Raw genomic sequence first — 19332 nt, forward strand, 5'->3', positions numbered from 1 at the left:
TTACCCATTAAATACTATTTCACTTTATAATAACCTCTGCAAAAAAAATGAGTGCTTCGGTTTCATTGCAATCAAAAACGAATTGTAAATATCTGAGGCGGAAATGAATGTGTTTATCCAACATATAAATAATAAAATTGATTTAATATTTCCTGATACAAAGAACGACATCATGGCAGGTACTACTGATAATACAATAATAGGCAAGCTCATAAAGACCCAAAATCTCGTTTTGGATAAGACTGCATTTGTATTTAGCCCAAAAAATCTTTTACTAAATGTTAAGCTAATATCCCCTTTTTTACTTATTACTAAAATGTGTAAACATTCGTGAATGATAAAGATTAAGGTACCTATGCCGGATAAAATGAATATAAAAAAGCTTAGAGTTTTAGCTCTAAGCTTTTTTATGATTTCGTATTAATTCCTTTTACTGCACAATATTTTTTATCCATTCAGATTTACTCAATACATAATGATTATATAGTTGATTTGCTATCTTGTGTTCACTCAAATAAGTAAACCCGCATTTTTTAATAACTTTATTTGATGGTACATTGTTAATTAAAGTAATTGCGTTAAGGACAATTAAATTTGTTTCTTTAAACAAATAGTCAATTAAGCCTTTGGTCGCTTTTGTAGCATAGCCATGATTTTGATGTTTATTTGAGATAGCATACATTATCTCTCTGTTTGGTGAAGGGAGTTCTTCTTTCATGCCTGTGCAGCACCATCCAATGCATTCATTTGTAGCTTCCTTAAATATTCCTAGCTTTAACATATGATTATCTATGTTATTCGTAGTTTTCACTGCCTCAAGAAATGCTTTGTTTGCTGGTATTTCATAATTTGCAATCCAATCCACCCTTTGTTCTTTCGTCGATTTCCAGTCTGGTAAAAACTTTTCTATTTCCGGTTGATTGGCTATTTTATAAATACTTTCTGCATCTTTGACCATAAACCCTTGCAAGTATATATCTCCACAATCTATTCTAAATAACTTAGTTGAACTCTCTTCTCCCATGTTAATTCCCCTTACTTACGTTATAACGCCTTTATCTGCTTCGTAAGTTCTATAAATCGTTCATCAAGTTCTTTATATTCTTTGTCGTTAGAAGTTAAAAAGCATAATTTCCCTAATACTTCTTGTCTCTCTGTTTCTAACGTTAAACGTAGCTCTTCAATATTATCTCTTGTTTTAGTAGGTTCTTCTAGCTGCTTTTGTATCGTATTGTTTAAAAACACGAGTTTTATGTTAGTTGTTTTCTCTAGAAAATATCGATCGTGAGAAACAATTATTAATGTTCCATTATACTCAGCTAATGTATTTTCAAGTTGTTCACGTGAAGGTAGATCCAAGTGATTCGTCGGTTCATCTAAAATGAGTACATCTTTTTCATCTAAAATATAAGCCATTAGCTTACATTTTACTCTTTCTCCCATACTCATATGCTCAATCGGCTCTTTCCATTGAGAAGCTTGGAACCCTAAATGTTTCATTAAATTTTGGACTTTTCCTCTTTCTTCAAATGTCTCTTTAAAAAATAAATCTTCTGGCGTTTTGTCCAGTGGCAAATCAAAAACCTCTTGTGTTAAATAACCGATGTTTGCAGATGGTGAAATCCATATTTCTCCTTCAGCAGTTTCCGCTCCCATAATCATCTTCAGTAATGTTGTTTTCCCGCTACCGTTTGGTCCAACAATTGCAACTTTCTCACCGTGCTGAATTGTAAAATTAACGTTTTCAAATAATGCTTTTCCATTAAATTCTTTTTTTAATTGCTTTACTTCTAAAAAGCGTTTTCCTACTTTTTTACTCGCTTGAATAGAGAACTCAATTGAATACTCTTCTTTCACACGTTCTACTTTCGTTTTCTCCAGCTCTTTTTCGAGACGTTTTCTTTTTGACTTCACTTGCGCATCCATTCGTTTCGCTTTTACACGATAAAACTCTTTAAAACTTTCTTGTTTTGTAGACTGCGCGTGTGCCTTTTGTGACCATGAACTTAATTCTTTTATATGTGTTTCTACTTGTTCTATCTTTTTTTGCTGCTTTTCATATTCTCGCTGCTGCGACTTCCTTCTTTGCTCACGTGCTTTCATGTAGCTTGTATAATTACCACTATGGTCAATTAATTTTTTGTCCTCAATTGACCATATTTTTGTTGCGACAACATCTAAAAAATATCGATCATGCGATACAATGATAACTGTACCTTTCATATTTTTTATTTGTTTAATGAGAAATTCCGTACTCATTTCATCTAAATGATTTGTCGGTTCGTCTAATATTAAGACATTAGGATTTTTAGCAAATCCTTTTGCTAATCGAATTTTTAACTTTTCACCACCACTTAAAGTATGAAAATCGTTCGTTGGCACGCCCCATTTCGCAAGCAGTTCTGCTTCTTTTGCAATTACATCGTTACTAATAAAAGATTCTATTTCTTGCTCAACATATGCGGTTGTCATATTCATTTGCTGCCATTCAACAATCCCTTTTGAAGGCTCAATCTTTCCATTTATTAATCGAAGTAACGTTGATTTACCAGCACCGTTTTTACCAATTAATCCGATAACATCCCCTTGTTTTACTGTCACATTCATTTTCTCTAACAACATATTTTCTTTTATTTCAACATAAACATCATTTAATTTTAATAGTTCTTTCATAATACCGATCCCTTTCATTAAGGGAGAATAAAAAAATCCTCCCAAATAAATTTGGCAGGATTAGTCGTTAAAATATTTACACCCAAATAAGCTATTACGCAACATAAATAGCAATACCGTTGTATGGAAATCGGGCAGACTAATCCTATTTTTTAGAAATTGAAATTTATTGAATTTCAACATTTAAAAATAAGATTAGTTAATCATCGTCCACCCATCATTCCTTTCCCTCATTAGTAACCATATTGTACCATAATAGTACTGTATGAGTAAATGCAATTATTTGTGCTGCTAAAAAAGATTGCTTTCTTTTAAGGTCTATTCATTATTTCTTCACTTCATATCGAACAAGTATCAGCCACATTTGTTGTACTACTTGCTTTAGCTTTCCCTAGCAATAAAATTGTAAGCATTCCCTCTTATATAAATTTTATATAAATTCATCATAAATCATATATTATACATACTAAATTTCAGTTCTTATAATAAAGGTATCATTTTTAAGGGGTGGTTCTACAATGGAATTTAGTAAACTAGGAAACAGTGGATTAACAGTAAGTAAAATCGCATACGGGAACTGGATAAACCATGGTGGAAAAGTAAACGAAGATACTGCAAATGATTGTGTAAAAGCCGCACTAGATGTTGGAATTACAACGTTCGATACTGCTGATGTTTATTCGGACACGATAGCTGAGGAAGTACTTGGCCGATCTTTGCAAGGTATACGCCGAGAAAGTATAGAACTATGTACAAAAGTATGCCATCCGACCGGTCCTGGAAAAAATGATCGTGGATTATCAAGAAAACATATTATAGAAAATTGTAATGCATCGTTAAAACGATTACAGACAGACTATATCGATATTTATTATGCACATAGATTTGATATAACAACTCCTCTTGAGGAAACAATGTTAGCTTTCTCAGATCTTGTAAGACAAGGTAAGGTTCTCTATTTAGGCGTAAGCGAATGGACATCAGAACAAATTACCCGTGGTGCAGCACTTGCACGCGAATTGAACATTCCATTTATCGCTAGCCAACCTCAATATTCGATGTTATGGCGAGTTATTGAAACTGATGTGATTCCAACATGTCAACGTGAGGGACTTGGCCAAATCGTATGGTCGCCACTTGCACAAGGTATTCTTACAGGAAAATATCAACCTGGTAAACCATTACCAAATCAATCGCGTGCTAACTCCGATGCTGGAAAACCGTTTTTTGACAAACTCGTGCAACGTTGGATGAGTGATGATGTGCTTACCGCTATCCAGGAAATTAAACCTATCGCACAAGAAATTAACCTTACCTTATCTCAACTCGCAGTTGCTTGGGTATTACAAAATCCAGCTGTTTCTTCTGCAATTATTGGTGCTTCAAATCCGGAACAAATAAGAGAAAATGTAATTGCTTCTAGTGTTAAATTGCAACCTGAAATTATGGATCAGATTGACAGTGTATTAAAAGGTTTCGCTGAGTATGATACTAGTAAAACAGGTTGAATCATGAGTAAGTTTTATCTATAAATAAACACCCCTTGCCAACTTCCCACAGCCCATCCTATAAAGATGGGCTGTGGGAAGTCATATAAACCTCTCTAACAACTGTTAAAAAGTTCTTTAACACGACAGACTTTTCATCCTTCCTCCATCCAGCATATAAATTTATTTCCGGTGTATTTTCTAGAATATCTTTATACATCACTCCTGATTTTTTATAGCTTTCCACCGAGGATGGAACGACAGAAATCCCCATTCCAGCTGCAACTAAGTTTACAATCGTTTGCATTTGAACTGCTTCTTGAACAATATTTAAACTTACCCCATATTTCCAAAAGTAACTAATAATTAAATCATAAAAATTTGTACCGAAATGACGAGGAAATAAAATGAATGGTTCCTCCACTAATGATTTGATTGAAATATTAGGTAACGAAACGAAAGGGTGATTTTCATGCAAAACCAACTTTAAACACTCTTCAGAACAAACTTCAGAAGATAATATTTCATTATTTTGCTCCGAACGAATAAATCCAATATGAATTTGTTTTTCGTAAAGCGCTTTTATTTGTTGGTCTGTTGTCATCTCACGTAATATGAGCTGAATTTTTGGAAAACGTTCTCGAAATGTTTTTAATATGCCTATAACTGTTTCTGTAGAATCGACAAAACCGATGATTAAATGCCCGATTTTCCCTTCATCTGCAAGCTGTGTTTCTTTAATCGTTCTATCTACTTGAAGTAATGTTTGCCTAGCACCTTCTAAAAAGACTTTCCCCGCCTCGGTAAGCTCAACCATCCTTTTTGTCCGGTGAAAAAGTTGAACTCCTAATTCTTCTTCCAATTTTCGAATTTCTTGACTTAAAGGCGGTTGTGCCATCATAAGACGCTCTGCTGCACGACTAAAGTTTAATTCTTCTGCCACCGTTATGAAATATTTCATTTTACGAATATCCATTTCAAGCCTCCTATCATTCGCAACTTCTATAAGATTCTATTTTTATTATAAAAAATGGTTCATGTATGTAGTCTTACATTTATTCTTATTGGGTTCATTTTGCCTCTCTTATCTATAGAATATTTCATTCTCCAATGTTATCAAGGGTACAAAACAAGGCTAAAAAACTTATCTCCAAAGTTCTTTAGCCTTGTTTACTTTTTACACATTAAAAAATATTACTCGCACTACCGTACCTTTACCAACTTCTGAATGGATTTCCACACTATGTCCTAATTGTTTTGTAATTTCATATACAAGATATAGCCCCATTCCTGTTGATTCTTTAAAATCTCTACCGTTTTCTCCTGTAAAGAAAGGTTTGAATACTCTTGGTAAATCTTGCTTCGGTATACCTACGCCATTATCAGCAATTTCAAGTATAACGGTATTACCTTCCTTACAAGCTTTCATTTTAATCTTTTCTCTACTACCTGATGAATACTTAATCGCATTCGATAGTATTTGTCCGATTAAAAACTTTAACCATTTCACATCACTTTCTACAGTAATGTCCTTATCAATTTCAAGCTCTGGATATACAAAATTCCGTATAAAGAAACGTTTATGTTCATGTACCGAATCATTCACTATTTTATGTAGTTGTACCCTTTCTACATAAAAATCTTGTGTGAACGCTTCTAATCGTGCGACATATAGAGCCATTTCCAATCCCTTTTTTAATCGGTCTGTTTCCTCATTTATACTTTCAAAACGTGAATCTACTTCATCCTGTGTAATTAATTCTATTACAGATAAAGGTGTTTTCATTTGATGGATCCACTGATTCATAAAGGTTAAATGGTCATTATTTTTTCTCTCTTGTATTTGCAGCTGATTTTGATAATGTCGATATTGCACCTCAAGTAGTTCTTGAAGAGCAGCCGATACAGCTGCAAAATCAGATTTTTGAACAGATTCATCTAAAGATTGCATCGGGTTTGCTAGGCGCTCATAAAAAGAACGATGTGTAAAATAACGAAACACTAAATAACTTCCCATAAAGAAAACACCTAGAAACATTGCGTATAACGCCGTTGTAATATGATTATGCCCATCAAACCAATATACGAGAAATATAGCTAGTAGTTGAATTATGGTAAAGCAAATAACTGGTATATGATCACGTATAAACAACCTTATCATTTTTCTATACCATTATCCCAAGTAATGTGCAATCTATATCCAACACTACGAATCGTTTCAATCGCACCTTCTATATGTAACGTTTGTAACTTTTTACGCACACGTGTTGTATTTACACTTAATGTATTATCATCAACATAAGATTCACTATCCCATAATTTATTAAGTAACACTTCTCTACTCACAACACGCGGATAATTTTTCATTAATGTCTCTAATAAAATAGCTTCGTTTCTCGTTATATCAATTTCGTCGTTTCTAAGTTTCAATACAAGCCTTTCAGGATATAAACAAAGGCCTTGTTGCTCAATCATTCGCTCTTCTAGTTTCGGTGCATAATCTCCATATGCACGTCTTAAATGACTACGAATTTTCGCCACTACAACTTCATAATGAAAAGGCTTCGGAATAAAATCATCGCCACCGTTTTCTAACGCCATAACTTGATCCATCGTGCCTTCACGGGCCGAAATGAATAGTATCGGACATGTAGAAACACCGCGAATTTGACGACACCAAAAGTACCCATCAAAACTCGGTAAATTAATATCTAATAAAACTAACTCTGGTTGTTCTTCTAAAAAAATGTTTAATACATTTTGAAAGTCCGATACAATAACTCCTTGATAACCATATTTCGCAACATGTGTCGATAATAGTTCTGCAATTTTCATATCGTCTTCTACAATCATAATTTTGACCATTATTGAACTCCTTTTTAATCCACAATCTCAAATATACTTATATAAAATAAATACTACCTCTTTTCACAAAATCAGTAAATTAAAAAAAGGATGCTTTTATACGAAAGTATCCTTTTTCGTCCCTTATCTATTTAATATGAAATTTACTAAAAGTAAATCCTAGTTTCTCCACATAATCCATTCCTAGTTCCATACGCGCTGTTTTCAGCGGATCCACAACTTGGCAAACTTTTAAATTACCTGCTGCCGATAATAAAAGCGTTGCATCAGCTTTAGACATTGCCAATTCTTCATGTAAAAATGTCACCATATTACGTACAGCACGATTTGCTGCATCATCTAACAATTTCTCTGAAGCAATCGTCATCATTTTTTCTTTTTGAATAGCCATTGGTAATGGCCATTGTTTTCCTTTTATCGTTTGAACTGTTACCGTTACCTCACCAGCAACCTCTACACCACTAACACCAATTTCACCATCACCCATTGCTGCGTGTAAATCACCTAATGCTAATAGTGCTCCTGGGACATTAACTGGTAGTAGTAGTGTTGTTCCTTCTTTAATTTCTTTACAGTCCATATTCCCGCCGTGATCATGCGGTGTGCCACATGAAATGCTCTCTTCTTTCGGTGCAGTACCAATTACCCCAATCATTGGATTAATCGGGATTTGTAGTTCACTTGAAAACAAAACATATTCATTATGTATTGGGACAATTTTCACTGTATTTTCATTTAACTCATCACCCATTACACCAAGGTTTGCACCTGTAGTTAAAACACCCTGCTCTGCAATTTCAATTTTTTCAATCGTTACGACTAATATATCACCAGGTTCTGCTCCTTTAACATATACAGGTCCAGTCGCTGGATTAATTCGGTTCCAATCTAATTCTTGTAACACAACATCTTCAGAATCGATTTGATTTTCAAAGCAATCATATGTTTCAAATACAAGACTGCTCCCAATTTCTACTTCCATACACGGCTTATTTTCTGGTGACATTGAGTAAATGATATGGTCTTTATGAATTCGATACATAATACCTCTCCCTTTTATATTTATCTACTATTACTAATTAGCTTTTTTTATACAAGCTCCTCTTAAAATTAAATGTTATTTTCATGTAAAAAAGCACGCAGATTGTTTTATAACATACACTCTTTACTATAACAGAAAGGTGGTATCACTATGCCCCTTATTCCATACAACGAAAGTGATGTTGATTTACTAGCTCGATTAATTCGTGCTGAAGCTGAAGGCGAAGGTCGCCAAGGTGAGGAGTTAGTTGGATGCGTTGTAGTAAACCGTGTATTTTGTGATTGCTTAGATTTTAAACAACTCCGTACCGTACGAGACGCTGTATATCAAAGCCCCGGCGGATTTGAAGCAGTACAATATGGATATTTTTATCAACGCGCTCGTGAATCAGAAAAAGAAATCGCACGAAAAGTTTTACAAGGTCAATGGCGCTGGCCTGCACGATGGGCTCTTTGGTATTTCCGTCCAGTTGGAGCTTGTCCGCCTGAATGGTATAATCAGCCATTTGTAGGACAGTTTAAAAGCCATTGTTTTTATGAACCAAGTGGTGATGAATGTCCGAAAATGTATTCACGATAGTAAAATTTGCAACGCAAGTACTTAGAAATTTTGGTACTTGCGTTGCTTTTAACTGTGTTTTAGAAATCTAATAGTGTGATGAAATTTTCTATGCCTACTACATGTATTAATAATGGTATACGAGGACCATTTGATTGATTCATAATGAGCTTATATATAATAGTGAATAATTGTTTTTGATTTTCTTTCATTATTTTTTTATTTTCATGATGACAAATCGCATATAATTGCTCCATTAAGTGAGAGTAATCTTTGTTAGAACGAAGTATATCGCAAACTTCTACTAACCATTCTTTCTGTCTTTCATCCAATGTGTTGTAAAACTCTGTATTTCTCTCTTGATTTACCGCAATTAATTTTTCAGATTGAAAATTTCTTATCCAATACTCTGTGCGATTACTCACCGCTCTCATTTCATCTAATGCATAGCTCCTATCTATTTTCTTTAATATCCCCTGTAAAATAGTTGAATCAAAATTTAATAATGGTAACGTTCCTGCTACTTGATTAAATTTCGGATATTCTTTAAACCCGATAGTAACTCTAGAAAGTTTAATTGCATCAAGTAAATCTTCATTTTTGAGCGTTTTATTTTCATAACTATCTTTCAATCGCTCATATTCTGTATAATTGCGAATCACATCTTCATCAAGACCGATATGAAAAGCTGCGTTTGGTCTATATTTTGCAAACATAAACAGAATTACTTCTGGTAAATACACTTTTAACAACTCACTAGGTGTAATACTATTTCCTGAAGAACTAGACATTTTTTCATGATTGCCTTTAATTCCAATAAAATCATAAGCAACATAATGAGGAGCTTCACGATTGAATATTTTCCTTGCAATTTCTTTTGATACATTATAACTACCCGTTTCTGCTGAATGGTCTCTGCCACCCGGCTCAAAAACAACCTCCTCTATCATCCATCTCATCGGCCAATCGATTTTCCAATTTAGTTTCATTTTATTTGTATTTAATACGGATAACTCTTTTTCATTTCCGCATTCACATTCATACCGGATTGTTTTTAATACTTCATCAAAATGTGTAATAGTTGTTGTATCTTTCCCGCACCTCTCACAATATAATGTAGCTGGATAAAAGCTCTCTCGCTCTTCTTCACTACACTCTCCAGTTTTAAAATCCATTAAAATATCATATATATCTTTTCGTTTATACAAAGCCTCTAATATATTTTCGTTATACCTTCCGCTTCTATATTCATCATGTTGATAAATAAATTCCACTCCAATTCCAAATGCTTGAAGCGATTTTTCAAACTCTTTTTCAAAATGCTCCGCATACGAGTTATGACATCCATACGGATCTGGAATATCACAGTATGGCATACCAATATACTTTGCAAAAGATGGATCAATATTTTTTGGAACTTTTCTAAACCTATCATAATCATCCCACGAAAATATAAAACGAGTCTTTTTCCCTAAATCTTGAAGTGCTCTTACTACGAAATAAGTCGTTACGATTTCACGAAAGTTCCCAATATGAACAGAACCTGACGGACTAATTCCAGATGCACAAACAAACGTTTCTTTATTTGGATGTTTCCTAATTAATTCATGTGCTACTTCATACGCCCAATGCATATATTACTCACCTCAATTATTTTTTTGTTTTCTAATTTCCAGTTTTATGCAACAAAAAAAACTCTCACCCCCAAGATTATTCATCTTGAGGACGAGAGTTGTTAGCTTCGCGGTACCACCTCAGTTTGTTAATATGTCACCATACTAACCTCTTCAGGTACGGCAAAATATGCTTATACCCTATCTCTATAACGGGAGAACCCGTCGCACCATCCCTAAATAAATTAGTTCCTTGCGCAGCTCCAAGTCTTTTTTCGTTAAGATGTATACCGCTCTTTCTCAGCTACCAGAGCTCTCTGTACGTATTCTTTCTTAACTACTCTTCTCTTCTATGCCTTAAATATTAGTTTTTTAATATGATAATTTATAACACTTTTATTGTCAAACTTTTCCGAATCGAAATCGTAAAATTATCTAAAAAAATTCTTTATCGCTTCTAATTGAATTTTGTGGCTACACTCATCACAACAATATGCCCCTTTTGGTTTCTCTTTAAATCGCTTATATTTTTCACTACCTTCGTAAACACGAAATATATTCTTACAAGAAAAGCAAACAATTTCATAAAACATCATATGCATTTTCCTCTCCTTGTTTATACACTTTTTTAATCACTTGTGAGAAGGTCATTTTTCTACATTATAAATTTTAATATCCTTTGACTAAAAGGTTTACCTCTATTCTTATCGAATTATATTAATATCTTATAACGCGAGGTGAACATCTTGTTCAGTAATATAGAATTAGTTTTAGATGCTAAAGCAAGTTTAGCTGAAGGACCATGTTGGAATGAAAAAAAGCAACTTTTATATTGGGTTGATATTATGGAGAGAAAATTATGCATATACAATCCTACCGCTAATACGAACCGAGTAATTGCTCTCAATCAACAAATTGGCTGTGTTGTTCCATATTTAGAGGATGTACTACTCTTAGCTATGGAAAACGGCTTTTATTCTATTAATGTAAATACAGAAAAACTGACACATATTTTTGACCCCGAACAACATTTAATAGAAAATCGTTTTAACGATGGAAAATGTGATCCCGCTGGTCGTTTCTGGGCAGGTACTACAGATACATACGGTATTAATGCTGCAGGTTCCTTATATTGTTTACATAATAATTTGAGTGTAGAGAAAAAATTTCACATGTAAATACTTCAAACGGAATGGCTTGGTCACCTGATCATACATACCTTTACTTTATAGATACACCTACTAAAAAAGTGGTTCGCTATCAATATAATATACGTACTGGAGAAATTCATAATCCAAGTGATGTAATCATTTTCTCTGAAAATGACGGTCTACCTGATGGTATGACAATTGACGAAGAAGGTTGTTTATGGATTGCACATTGGGGAGGTTCAAAAATAACTAGATGGAATCCCTCTACTGGAGAACAAATATTAAGTATTCCAATTCCTGCGTTATATGTAACATCATGTACGTTTGGTGGGCCTAACTTAACTGATTTATATGTTACAACAGCCAGAACAAGAATGACGGATGACGAATTAAAACAGTATCCACATGCTGGTGGTATTTTTCGAATTCAAACAAATGTTAAAGGCTGCCCCACCTATTCATTTTGTAATGAAAATATTGGAACTGACACAATATGAACCGTATCGATTACATAAGACAAGAAGAAAAGGAATATCACGATCTTTGCTATGAACAATATAAACTATTTGAAACTGGATCTTGGCTTCACAAGCCGGTTAAAACAGTTATGGATTTAATGGACTACTTTGAAGAGAAAAACAAATTACAAGTGCTTGATCTTGGCTCTGGCGTCGGTAGAAATAGCATTCCAATTGCACAAAAGATTAAAAATGCTAGCGGAACTGTTACATGTGTTGATTTACTTGATTCCGCTTTAACAAAGCTACAAATTTATAGCAAAGAACATGACGTATTCGAGGTTATAAAAACAGAACAAGCAGCAATTGAAAACTATCATATTAGATCTAATACTTATGACTATATCGTTGCAGTATCAAGTTTGGAACATGTCAAATCAGAAGAAGATTTTAAAAATGTACTCCAATCTATGAAAAGAGGTACAAAAAACGGCGGTATTAATTGTTTAATTATTAACTCTAACATACAAGAAATTGATTCAATAACGAATGAAGAATTAGAAGCTTTAATTGAAATTAATCTTTCAACCGAAGAAATGATAAGTGCTTTAAAAAGCATTTATAAAGAATGGAAAAAACTAAAAGTTGAAATAAAGGAATTAGCTTATAATATAGTTCGTAATGAAAGACACGTTCAATTAAAAACAAATGCCATTACGTTTGTCGTTCAGAAATAACACTATAAAAAGTAAGAATATTTCCTCATATATTCATAGGAATACCCTTACCTTTTATTTTGTTATTAGTTTTCGCATCATCTAAAATATAATTTTCATTCGAAATACTACTCAGCTATTAATTGAATTCATTAACTGGAAGAAATATTCCACTTCATGAGTCTCATTCAATTTATACCATGAATGAAGTGTATCCGGCGCAAATACATCTAATTTCCTTAATACTTCCATGGCAAATTCTAGAGGTGCTACACCCGATGCAGTAATAAGATTTTCACTGGATGCTACAGGTCCTACTTCATAAAAATTTTCTCCTTTATAAGTAGGACAAACCATTTTCATATAATCTAAATTATTACTTGTGTGATTTATAGAATCCAAGTAACCGTAATTTGCAAGACCTATAGTTGCACCGCAAATGGCAGCCACAATTGTACCAAGCCTTAAGGCTTCACCAACTTTTTTCAAAATAGGTTTATGTATTTCTTCACTCCAAGTATTCCCTCCAGGTAAAATTAATAGATCGTTACTCTCAAGGATACATTCATCTAGGGAAATATCCGGCTTTATATTCAAGCCCCCCATTGAAATAATCGTTTCTTTATTTATTCCAACTGTTACTACTTTAAAAGGCGCTACATCTTTTTTGAAATATCTTCCTGTATTAAGTTCAGCAATTAAATGTCCGTATTCCCAATCAGACATCGTGTCAAATACATATAGATATGCTTTTCTTGTTTGCATTCAATAACACTCCATTCATATACTACAGTTTTAAATAAAAAAAGTACTCTTTTCAAGTTTAACATTTTATGCAATATTTATGGTTTAAAATTCCAAATAAAAGAGCACTTGTTTCCGCAAGTGCTCTTTTCGGGGATTTTGAGATACCCTATTAACGAAAGTTAAGGTTACTTAAAGTTAAGAGGTATTTATACTATATGCTTGTCCTTTATATTTGTGCATAATCAATATATAAATATCTTTAGGAATATTTAAAAACTTTTATTTATAGTTCTTTCTGGCATTTTATCATTAAGAAATTTATTGAAGGTTTATTCTCCATGTTCTTATTTGGTTCATCAATTTCGGAAACTTGTACTAGTCCATATTTATTAAAATCTCGTTTTATAGATTCAGAATTATAGAAGAACATTTTTATGCCTTCCATTATTTCGAAATAGTCTTTATCCAACTGTTTCCCCTTCCCAAACATTGGGGCTTTTTGAGAAACAGTTGTGAAAACCATATATCCACCTGGTTTTAGCTGATTATAACAACCTTTAATAAATTGCTCTCTCTCTTGCTTATTCAACAAATGTAGAAGTGCATGACTATATATACCCTCATATGATTTGTTATTAAAAGGCATCTCATTTACCGAACCGTGATAGATACTAATATCTTCTAGGCCATTTTGCATTGCTAAATTAATGGCTGTTTTTGAAATCTCAATACCTGTTACATTTATACCATTATCGATAAAAACCTTTGCATTTCTTCCATATCCAATACCAGGAACTAATATATCCTTAACGTTCTTTTCAAGGAAAAAATCTTTTGTACAAATTGCAGATTCTGTAGGTTCAAATCCCCACATCGTTTGTTTTTCAATAAAACTTGATTCCCAAAATTCCATTATGTATCTATCTCCTTATTTTCAATCCATTTTTAGTATCAAATTAAAAGCATTTTTGTATTTGCTATACAGTTTTTTCTTCTACTTATACCACTTACCTTAGTCATCGTAGCTCCATTGAATATAGCATAATAATAAGCCCATATCTAATATAAAGATTGGTTAAAAATCTACCCTATTTTATTAATCCTTACGTTTATAGAAAATAAAAAAACAGCCAATATTTTTTTGGTAGTATTGGCTGTTTCTCATGAGAAATTATCTTTTTATATTGTACCGATCTAATACTTTTTCTAACATTTCTAAAGTTATTGGTTGTGCTTCTTTTATTAATTGATAACCAATACGCCCATTCGGTTCCGCTGTAACTTGCTGTAAACTCTTTACGTCATGAATCCCTTTTTCTCTTAATTGCATATAAAGTTGTTGTTCCGACATTTTTGCCTGCATCAAATTCTCTTTTACAATCTCTCCGTTTTCAACAATTATAATGCTACTTCCATTTAGGAATTGTTCCACCTTCCTTGATTTCAATTCAAAGAAATGAATGATAAGTAATATGCTTGCAAATATGATAGCCGCAAATATAGATGGGACTACTTTTCTACTTAATACAGGTTCTACAATAATACGGCCAATTGATACAACTATAATGATTTCAGCTCTTGTCATTTGGCTGGCAGATGTACTACCTGTCATTTTCAAAACAATTATTCCAGTAAAAGTTAATATAATACTTTCCAAAATTATATTCATAACTACCCAATCCTTTAATGGTGTATTTTACTATCATTCCCATTAAAGGTGTGTTTTACTTACCTATTAAGTTGTTAAATCCTTCAGACCATGATGGAAATAAAGGTATCCAACCATACTCTTTACGTGCCTTATTATTGGAAGCTCCTCTTTCCCAACTATTTTTCCCATCTTGAACTTTAGGCTGAGGTGCCCCTATCGCTGCTGCATATATTGGTAACCATTCTTTACTAGTTGCTGGATAATTATCTACAATATTTACGATTCCTGAAGGCCAATTAAGGGCTAGCATAGTAGCTCTTGCAGCATCTTCAACATGTATAAACGAGCTTATCCCGTCTGATGCGATAATTTCATTATTACCATCAGAAAGTATACATATTTGTCCATTAGTTTTAAGAGCTTTTTGCAATGCATGAAATCCACTATTTGTAGCAGAACATTCGAAACCATAATTATATGTTTCTATTATTTTTTCTTCTGAATCATATATGTTTTTCGCACCAAAATTCTTTGCAAAATCTCTTCTATTTTTATTAGGCTCAACAACATCCACGTGCTCAACGCCTACATAGTATTTTAAGAAATAACAAGCGAGTAAACCAATAACTCCCATTCCAGTTATAAGTACTTTTTCATCCTGTTGCGGGTTTAGTTTCAATACTCCTTTAGCGGCATCACACGAAAGAATAGATAATAAAGCAACTTTAGGTTGTATAGAACTAGGCACTCGAATTACTTTATGCCCCTTAACTATCCCTATTGTTTCATGTCCATAAAAAAACTACTTTATCGCCTACGTTTACATGTGTTACTTTATTACCAACTTCAATCACTTCACCATAACTTTCATATCCAGTTTTTCTTGGATAAAAAGGATTCGTATCCGTAACATCGGATCCATTATACTGTGGTAACTCGGCCCCAATGCTTATAGCTCCTGCAATTGTTTTAACAATAATTTCATCGTCCTGTACGGATCTAATTTTACCCGGTTCCCACTTAAGTTGTTTCGCACCTTCTAAAACTAACTTATACTGTTCCATTCATATCCTCTCACTTTATAAAAATATATTCTCACTAAATTTCAAACAATGTATAATAGATTCATCCAAAATTAAAGCTATAACGTTGGCTAGCACCCAACAGTGATAACATGATAATTGAATTTGATGGATATAGAATAAACGAGTATGTTATTGGCCGTAACTGTTCTATTAACGAATTAATAACGATGTATTTAAATGTAAGAAATGAAGAGATATCTAATGAGGATCTGCTACGCTTATTTTGTGTACGATATTATTACAAAAAAAATCCAAAGTTACTACAAGAAGACGTCACTAGCAATGTTGTCATTGATTTAGATACGGACTATATTTATACCCCAAATAGATAACAGTAAACTAAATTGATTAGTATTTATGATTCAGCTAAGTGTTTAATAAAATAAGTAATTGCCCAAATTAATGTCGCAAATTGAGTGACAAAATACATTGTCCATTCAAAGCCAGTCAGTTTTCTCTCTCGTTTAACCTTCTTTAAGTATCTGTAAAATATGAGTGTACTTAAAAACATAAGTAACAATGATAATTGCTGTAAATCATCGACTATACGTACCGCCATAGACTCCATCGCCCTCCTATTCAAAATAAAAGCTATACTTTAAGAGTATCATTAATTGGTAGTTTATTTCCATTTTAAACAATTATGTCATAAATAAAAAGAGCATTCAGCTATTGAGTGCTCTAAAAAATATTAATTAAACTCAGTTCCTTGTAATGGTTACATGTAATTCCCCTTACTTTTTATAACTCAGTTCTATTACTTGTGGTATATACTTACTATCATATTTTCTCGTATAGATTTCTCCATCTGGAGTAACTAATTGTAAAACAATCTCACCACAAACCCCATCTAGTATTTCAAATTCACCTTGTGCATTTGAAATACTGCGTTCCTTACTTTCTTCAATTGAATCTTCATATATTTTCACATTAGATATAGGTTCGTTATTTTGATCTACGATAATACCTCTTGAATACTTACCAACCACGATGCATTGGTCATCTTTTTTATAATATTTAGTCACAACTATAGCTCCAATTATTATAGCGGCACACACAAACAAGAGAATTATTTGGCGCCTCACAACAAACCTCCTAATTCAAATTATTCTTTTCTAAACTGAAAATTCAAGTGTCTTGATTGGTTGATTTCCTCAATTACTTTACGAATACCTTCTTCAATCTTATCTTCTTTTACATTCGAAACATTTAACTTTAACAGTTTTTCTTTAGGAAAATTCCTCATATAATTCTTATCAATAGTATCGACACTTATTTGCATGTCACCTAATTTTTGTATAAGTGTTTCTGTAACTGTGTTTTTCTGCATTTCTAAACAAGTGTGTATTCCAAATGTGTTTTGTCTATTATATGTAAATAATGATTGATCTTCATTTTGCACTTTTTCTAATGTTTCTGCTAGTTTTATTGATCTATTGTAGTAGGAAGAATTAATTTTACTTTTATGACGTTCAAACATACCGCTCTTTATATAAATTTCTAAAGCCGCTTGAGAAATCATCGGACTATCAATATCTAGTATCTTTTTGTATGTATAGAAAGCATTTGCAATGGATGGTGGGATGACTGCAACTCCAACCCGTAAACCAGGAAAAATAATCTTCGAATAACTTTTCAAATATATGACATGACTACAATTATCCAAGCTATATAACGGATCTGCTTTTGAATCAGTTTCTAAATCTGCTAAATAATCATCTTCCACTATAAATACATTGTATTTCTTAGCCAATAGTGCGATTTTTTCTTTCTCATCTTTAGAATAAGAAGTTCCAAGCGGATGATGATATCTCGGTATCGTATAAAAGAATTTTATTTTTCCAGTTTGAAATATTTGCTCCAATTCATTCAAATCGATACCTTCATTCGTACGTTTAATACCGATTACAGGAACTTTATTTATTTCTAGATAATCAATATATAGATGATATGTTGGCTGTTCAATTAATACAGTTTCATTTCCATTCGGAAATGGTATAGAAGTTAATATAGCAAGCGCCTGCTGCACACCTGACGTTATAAAAATATTGTCTTCTTTCGTGAACACTTGATAATTTGCCAACTGTTTTTGAATGACTGGAATTAAAGATGGTAACCCTTTCGGTGTTCCGTATACGAACAAATCATTTTTATAAGTATCAATAGCCTTATTAATGCAATGCTGAAAATCTAAATATGGGAAAACATCTGGATCTGGTGCTGAAGAAGCGAAATCAATTATCTCGTTATTTTCTATGGTACTCCCAGATTTCTTAACAACGTAGTATCCACTTTGAGGGACAGAATATATAATGTGACGCTTTTCTAATTCATGAAGCGCACGTATAACTGTTGCCTTATTACATTCATATTGCGTAACGAGTGACCGTATAGACGGTAATTTCTTCCCTTCTTTTATTTCTCCATTTTGAATCATATTTTCTATGTCATTTAAAATATGTAAATACTTATACATATTACACCTCCTCCAGCAATTCTATATTTAATTACATCGGTTCTCTATTCATATAGCATTCATTCCTCAATTAGTTAATTTTCCGATCATCTATATCGTAAATCCCAATAGCATATGAATCATTTTCAATCCATTTCTTTACTGCTTCTGTTTTAAGTACACCTTCAACTTCTTTTTCTATTTTCTGTCCAAGTTCTCTCGCCCCTATTTCATCATCGCTAATCTTAGTTTTTATATCAATGGTAACAGGTTGATTCTTTTTATAATTTATTTGCTGAATACCAAACCCTTCATATCCGTTTTTTCTGAATGCGTCATCAAATATATGTCCAAAAACTTGATTCCATCTACTCTCTGCCTTTACAACTTCTCTATTTCTTTGAGTTATATTGATTTTATAAGCCATTACACCTTGTATCGCCAACCTTTTATTAATATCATTTTTTATTTCGTTACTATCTTCGCTATCAGCAATCTCTAAATCTACTATCCTTTCTTTTTCATCTCTTATAGCAGCACTAAAAAAAGATTCCTCCTTTACAGCTGCTGTAGCAATATCCATCACTATAGAATCTTCACTTTTAGCATCTTCAATGTCATTCTCACAGGCACATAATAAAGCAAATGGAAATAAAAATACAAGTAACTTCTTTCCCTTTCTCATGTAGCACCCCTCCAAACATTTTCATTTACGATAAACTTTTTACTTTGACATATAAATACCTTCTTTAATTATTTAAATTTAACATTATTTCACATTTACCCCACTTAACAAGGGAATTACAATTAATAAATAGAATATCTCTATGA

Annotated in this window: 21 protein-coding genes, 2 pseudogenes and 1 other annotated feature; of the genes and pseudogenes, 5 read left to right on the forward strand and 18 right to left on the reverse strand. The window is 32.7% G+C overall.

Annotation, left to right across the window (positions count from 1 at the left end):
• Positions 1–14 precede the first annotated feature (14 nt).
• From MHI28_RS03830 to abc-f, 3 genes and pseudogenes are all read right to left on the reverse strand, one after another.
• Positions 15–375: pseudogene (locus MHI28_RS03830) on the reverse strand (DUF3267 domain-containing protein); the annotation flags it as partial.
• A 55-nt stretch (positions 376–430) separates the two neighbouring features.
• Positions 431–1024 carry a GNAT family N-acetyltransferase gene (locus MHI28_RS03835; RefSeq protein WP_000503550.1) on the reverse strand — a complete coding sequence of 198 codons (594 nt, stop codon included), beginning with the start codon at positions 1022–1024 and terminating at the stop codon, positions 431–433.
• A 20-nt stretch (positions 1025–1044) separates the two neighbouring features.
• Positions 1045–2673 (reverse strand): ribosomal protection-like ABC-F family protein, encoded by a 1629-nt coding sequence (abc-f, locus tag MHI28_RS03840; RefSeq protein WP_086412997.1) that lies wholly within the window; start codon positions 2671–2673, stop codon positions 1045–1047.
• Between the two features lie 518 nt (positions 2674–3191).
• On the opposite strand from abc-f, the gene MHI28_RS03845 reads away from it, so the two are divergent.
• Positions 3192–4181, forward strand: a complete 990-nt coding sequence (locus tag MHI28_RS03845) for an aldo/keto reductase family protein (protein WP_000395976.1) — start codon at positions 3192–3194, stop codon at positions 4179–4181.
• Between the two features lie 58 nt (positions 4182–4239).
• Here MHI28_RS03845 and MHI28_RS03850 read toward each other — a convergent pair whose 3' ends face one another.
• The 4 genes from MHI28_RS03850 to MHI28_RS03865 all read right to left on the reverse strand — a co-directional run bounded on the left by MHI28_RS03850 (position 4240) and on the right by MHI28_RS03865 (position 8067).
• Entirely contained in the window at positions 4240–5136 is an 897-nt protein-coding gene (locus MHI28_RS03850) for a LysR substrate-binding domain-containing protein (RefSeq protein ID WP_000354655.1), read from the reverse strand.
• A 201-nt stretch (positions 5137–5337) separates the two neighbouring features.
• Positions 5338–6321: a sensor histidine kinase gene (locus tag MHI28_RS03855; protein ID WP_002082724.1), complete on the reverse strand. Its 984-nt coding sequence runs from the start codon at positions 6319–6321 to the stop codon at positions 5338–5340.
• The gene (locus MHI28_RS03860; protein WP_000238995.1) at positions 6318–7025 is read right to left on the reverse strand and encodes a response regulator transcription factor; all 708 of its coding nucleotides are present in this window, start codon (positions 7023–7025) and stop codon (positions 6318–6320) included. Before MHI28_RS03860 ends, MHI28_RS03855 begins: the two co-directional genes overlap by 4 nt.
• A gap of 127 nt (positions 7026–7152) precedes the next feature.
• On the reverse strand, positions 7153–8067 hold the full coding sequence (locus MHI28_RS03865; RefSeq protein WP_000285670.1) for an acetamidase/formamidase family protein: 915 nt from the start codon (positions 8065–8067) through the stop codon (positions 7153–7155).
• Positions 8068–8217: 150 nt separating this feature from the next.
• Here MHI28_RS03865 and MHI28_RS03870 point away from each other — a divergent pair, with 150 nt between their 5' ends.
• The gene (locus MHI28_RS03870; RefSeq protein ID WP_001128402.1) at positions 8218–8646 is read left to right on the forward strand and encodes a cell wall hydrolase; all 429 of its coding nucleotides are present in this window, start codon (positions 8218–8220) and stop codon (positions 8644–8646) included.
• Between the two features lie 59 nt (positions 8647–8705).
• On the opposite strand, the gene lysS is transcribed toward MHI28_RS03870, so the two are convergent.
• Positions 8706–10259, reverse strand: coding sequence for a lysine--tRNA ligase (lysS, locus tag MHI28_RS03875; protein ID WP_000558611.1), 1554 nt, complete (start codon positions 10257–10259; stop codon positions 8706–8708).
• Between the two features lie 84 nt (positions 10260–10343).
• Positions 10344–10600 (reverse strand) — a binding site (T-box leader).
• A 69-nt stretch (positions 10601–10669) separates the two neighbouring features.
• Positions 10670–10840, reverse strand: coding sequence for a DUF2197 domain-containing protein (locus tag MHI28_RS03880; RefSeq protein WP_000551042.1), 171 nt, complete (start codon positions 10838–10840; stop codon positions 10670–10672).
• A 144-nt stretch (positions 10841–10984) separates the two neighbouring features.
• Here MHI28_RS03880 and MHI28_RS03885 point away from each other — a divergent pair.
• Positions 10985–11886 (forward strand): annotated as a pseudogene (locus MHI28_RS03885) (SMP-30/gluconolactonase/LRE family protein).
• Positions 11883–12584 (forward strand): class I SAM-dependent methyltransferase, encoded by a 702-nt coding sequence (locus tag MHI28_RS03890; protein ID WP_001079445.1) that lies wholly within the window; start codon positions 11883–11885, stop codon positions 12582–12584. The pseudogene MHI28_RS03885 and the gene MHI28_RS03890 overlap by 4 nt, the downstream one beginning before the upstream one ends.
• Positions 12585–12695: 111 nt before the next feature.
• Here the strand turns inward: MHI28_RS03890 and MHI28_RS03895 are convergent, their stop codons facing one another.
• From MHI28_RS03895 to MHI28_RS03915, 5 genes are all read right to left on the reverse strand, one after another.
• Positions 12696–13328 carry a type 1 glutamine amidotransferase family protein gene (locus tag MHI28_RS03895; RefSeq protein ID WP_001194778.1) on the reverse strand — a complete coding sequence of 211 codons (633 nt, stop codon included), beginning with the start codon at positions 13326–13328 and terminating at the stop codon, positions 12696–12698.
• 265 nt (positions 13329–13593) lie between these two features.
• A complete protein-coding gene (locus tag MHI28_RS03900; protein ID WP_000397583.1) occupies positions 13594–14223 on the reverse strand; it encodes a class I SAM-dependent methyltransferase in 630 nt (209 codons plus the stop codon).
• 258 nt (positions 14224–14481) lie between these two features.
• On the reverse strand, positions 14482–14979 hold the full coding sequence (locus MHI28_RS03905) for a DUF421 domain-containing protein (RefSeq protein ID WP_001021412.1): 498 nt from the start codon (positions 14977–14979) through the stop codon (positions 14482–14484).
• Positions 14980–15034: 55 nt separating this feature from the next.
• Entirely contained in the window at positions 15035–15709 is a 675-nt protein-coding gene (locus MHI28_RS03910; RefSeq protein ID WP_002082729.1) for a zinc-binding dehydrogenase, read from the reverse strand.
• A 37-nt stretch (positions 15710–15746) separates the two neighbouring features.
• A complete protein-coding gene (locus MHI28_RS03915; RefSeq protein ID WP_002162791.1) occupies positions 15747–16025 on the reverse strand; it encodes an alcohol dehydrogenase catalytic domain-containing protein in 279 nt (92 codons plus the stop codon).
• A gap of 110 nt (positions 16026–16135) precedes the next feature.
• On the opposite strand from MHI28_RS03915, the gene MHI28_RS03920 reads away from it, so the two are divergent.
• Positions 16136–16378, forward strand: a complete 243-nt coding sequence (locus MHI28_RS03920; RefSeq protein WP_043333358.1) for a hypothetical protein — start codon at positions 16136–16138, stop codon at positions 16376–16378.
• A 23-nt stretch (positions 16379–16401) separates the two neighbouring features.
• Here the strand turns inward: MHI28_RS03920 and MHI28_RS03925 are convergent, their stop codons facing one another.
• The 4 genes from MHI28_RS03925 to MHI28_RS03940 form a co-directional block, all read right to left on the reverse strand.
• Entirely contained in the window at positions 16402–16605 is a 204-nt protein-coding gene (locus tag MHI28_RS03925; RefSeq protein ID WP_000290889.1) for a hypothetical protein, read from the reverse strand.
• A 175-nt stretch (positions 16606–16780) separates the two neighbouring features.
• Positions 16781–17131, reverse strand: a complete 351-nt coding sequence (locus MHI28_RS03930; RefSeq protein ID WP_001254188.1) for a hypothetical protein — start codon at positions 17129–17131, stop codon at positions 16781–16783.
• A gap of 20 nt (positions 17132–17151) precedes the next feature.
• Positions 17152–18522 (reverse strand): aminotransferase-like domain-containing protein, encoded by a 1371-nt coding sequence (locus tag MHI28_RS03935; protein ID WP_000280114.1) that lies wholly within the window; start codon positions 18520–18522, stop codon positions 17152–17154.
• Positions 18523–18592: 70 nt separating this feature from the next.
• Positions 18593–19186: a DUF4030 domain-containing protein gene (locus tag MHI28_RS03940; protein WP_001225380.1), complete on the reverse strand. Its 594-nt coding sequence runs from the start codon at positions 19184–19186 to the stop codon at positions 18593–18595.
• Positions 19187–19332 lie beyond the last annotated feature (146 nt).

Origin of the sequence: Bacillus sp. FSL K6-0268 (genome assembly GCF_038005425.1) — a bacterium.
Taxonomy (GTDB): Bacteria; Bacillota; Bacilli; order Bacillales; family Bacillaceae_G; genus Bacillus_A; species Bacillus_A thuringiensis_S.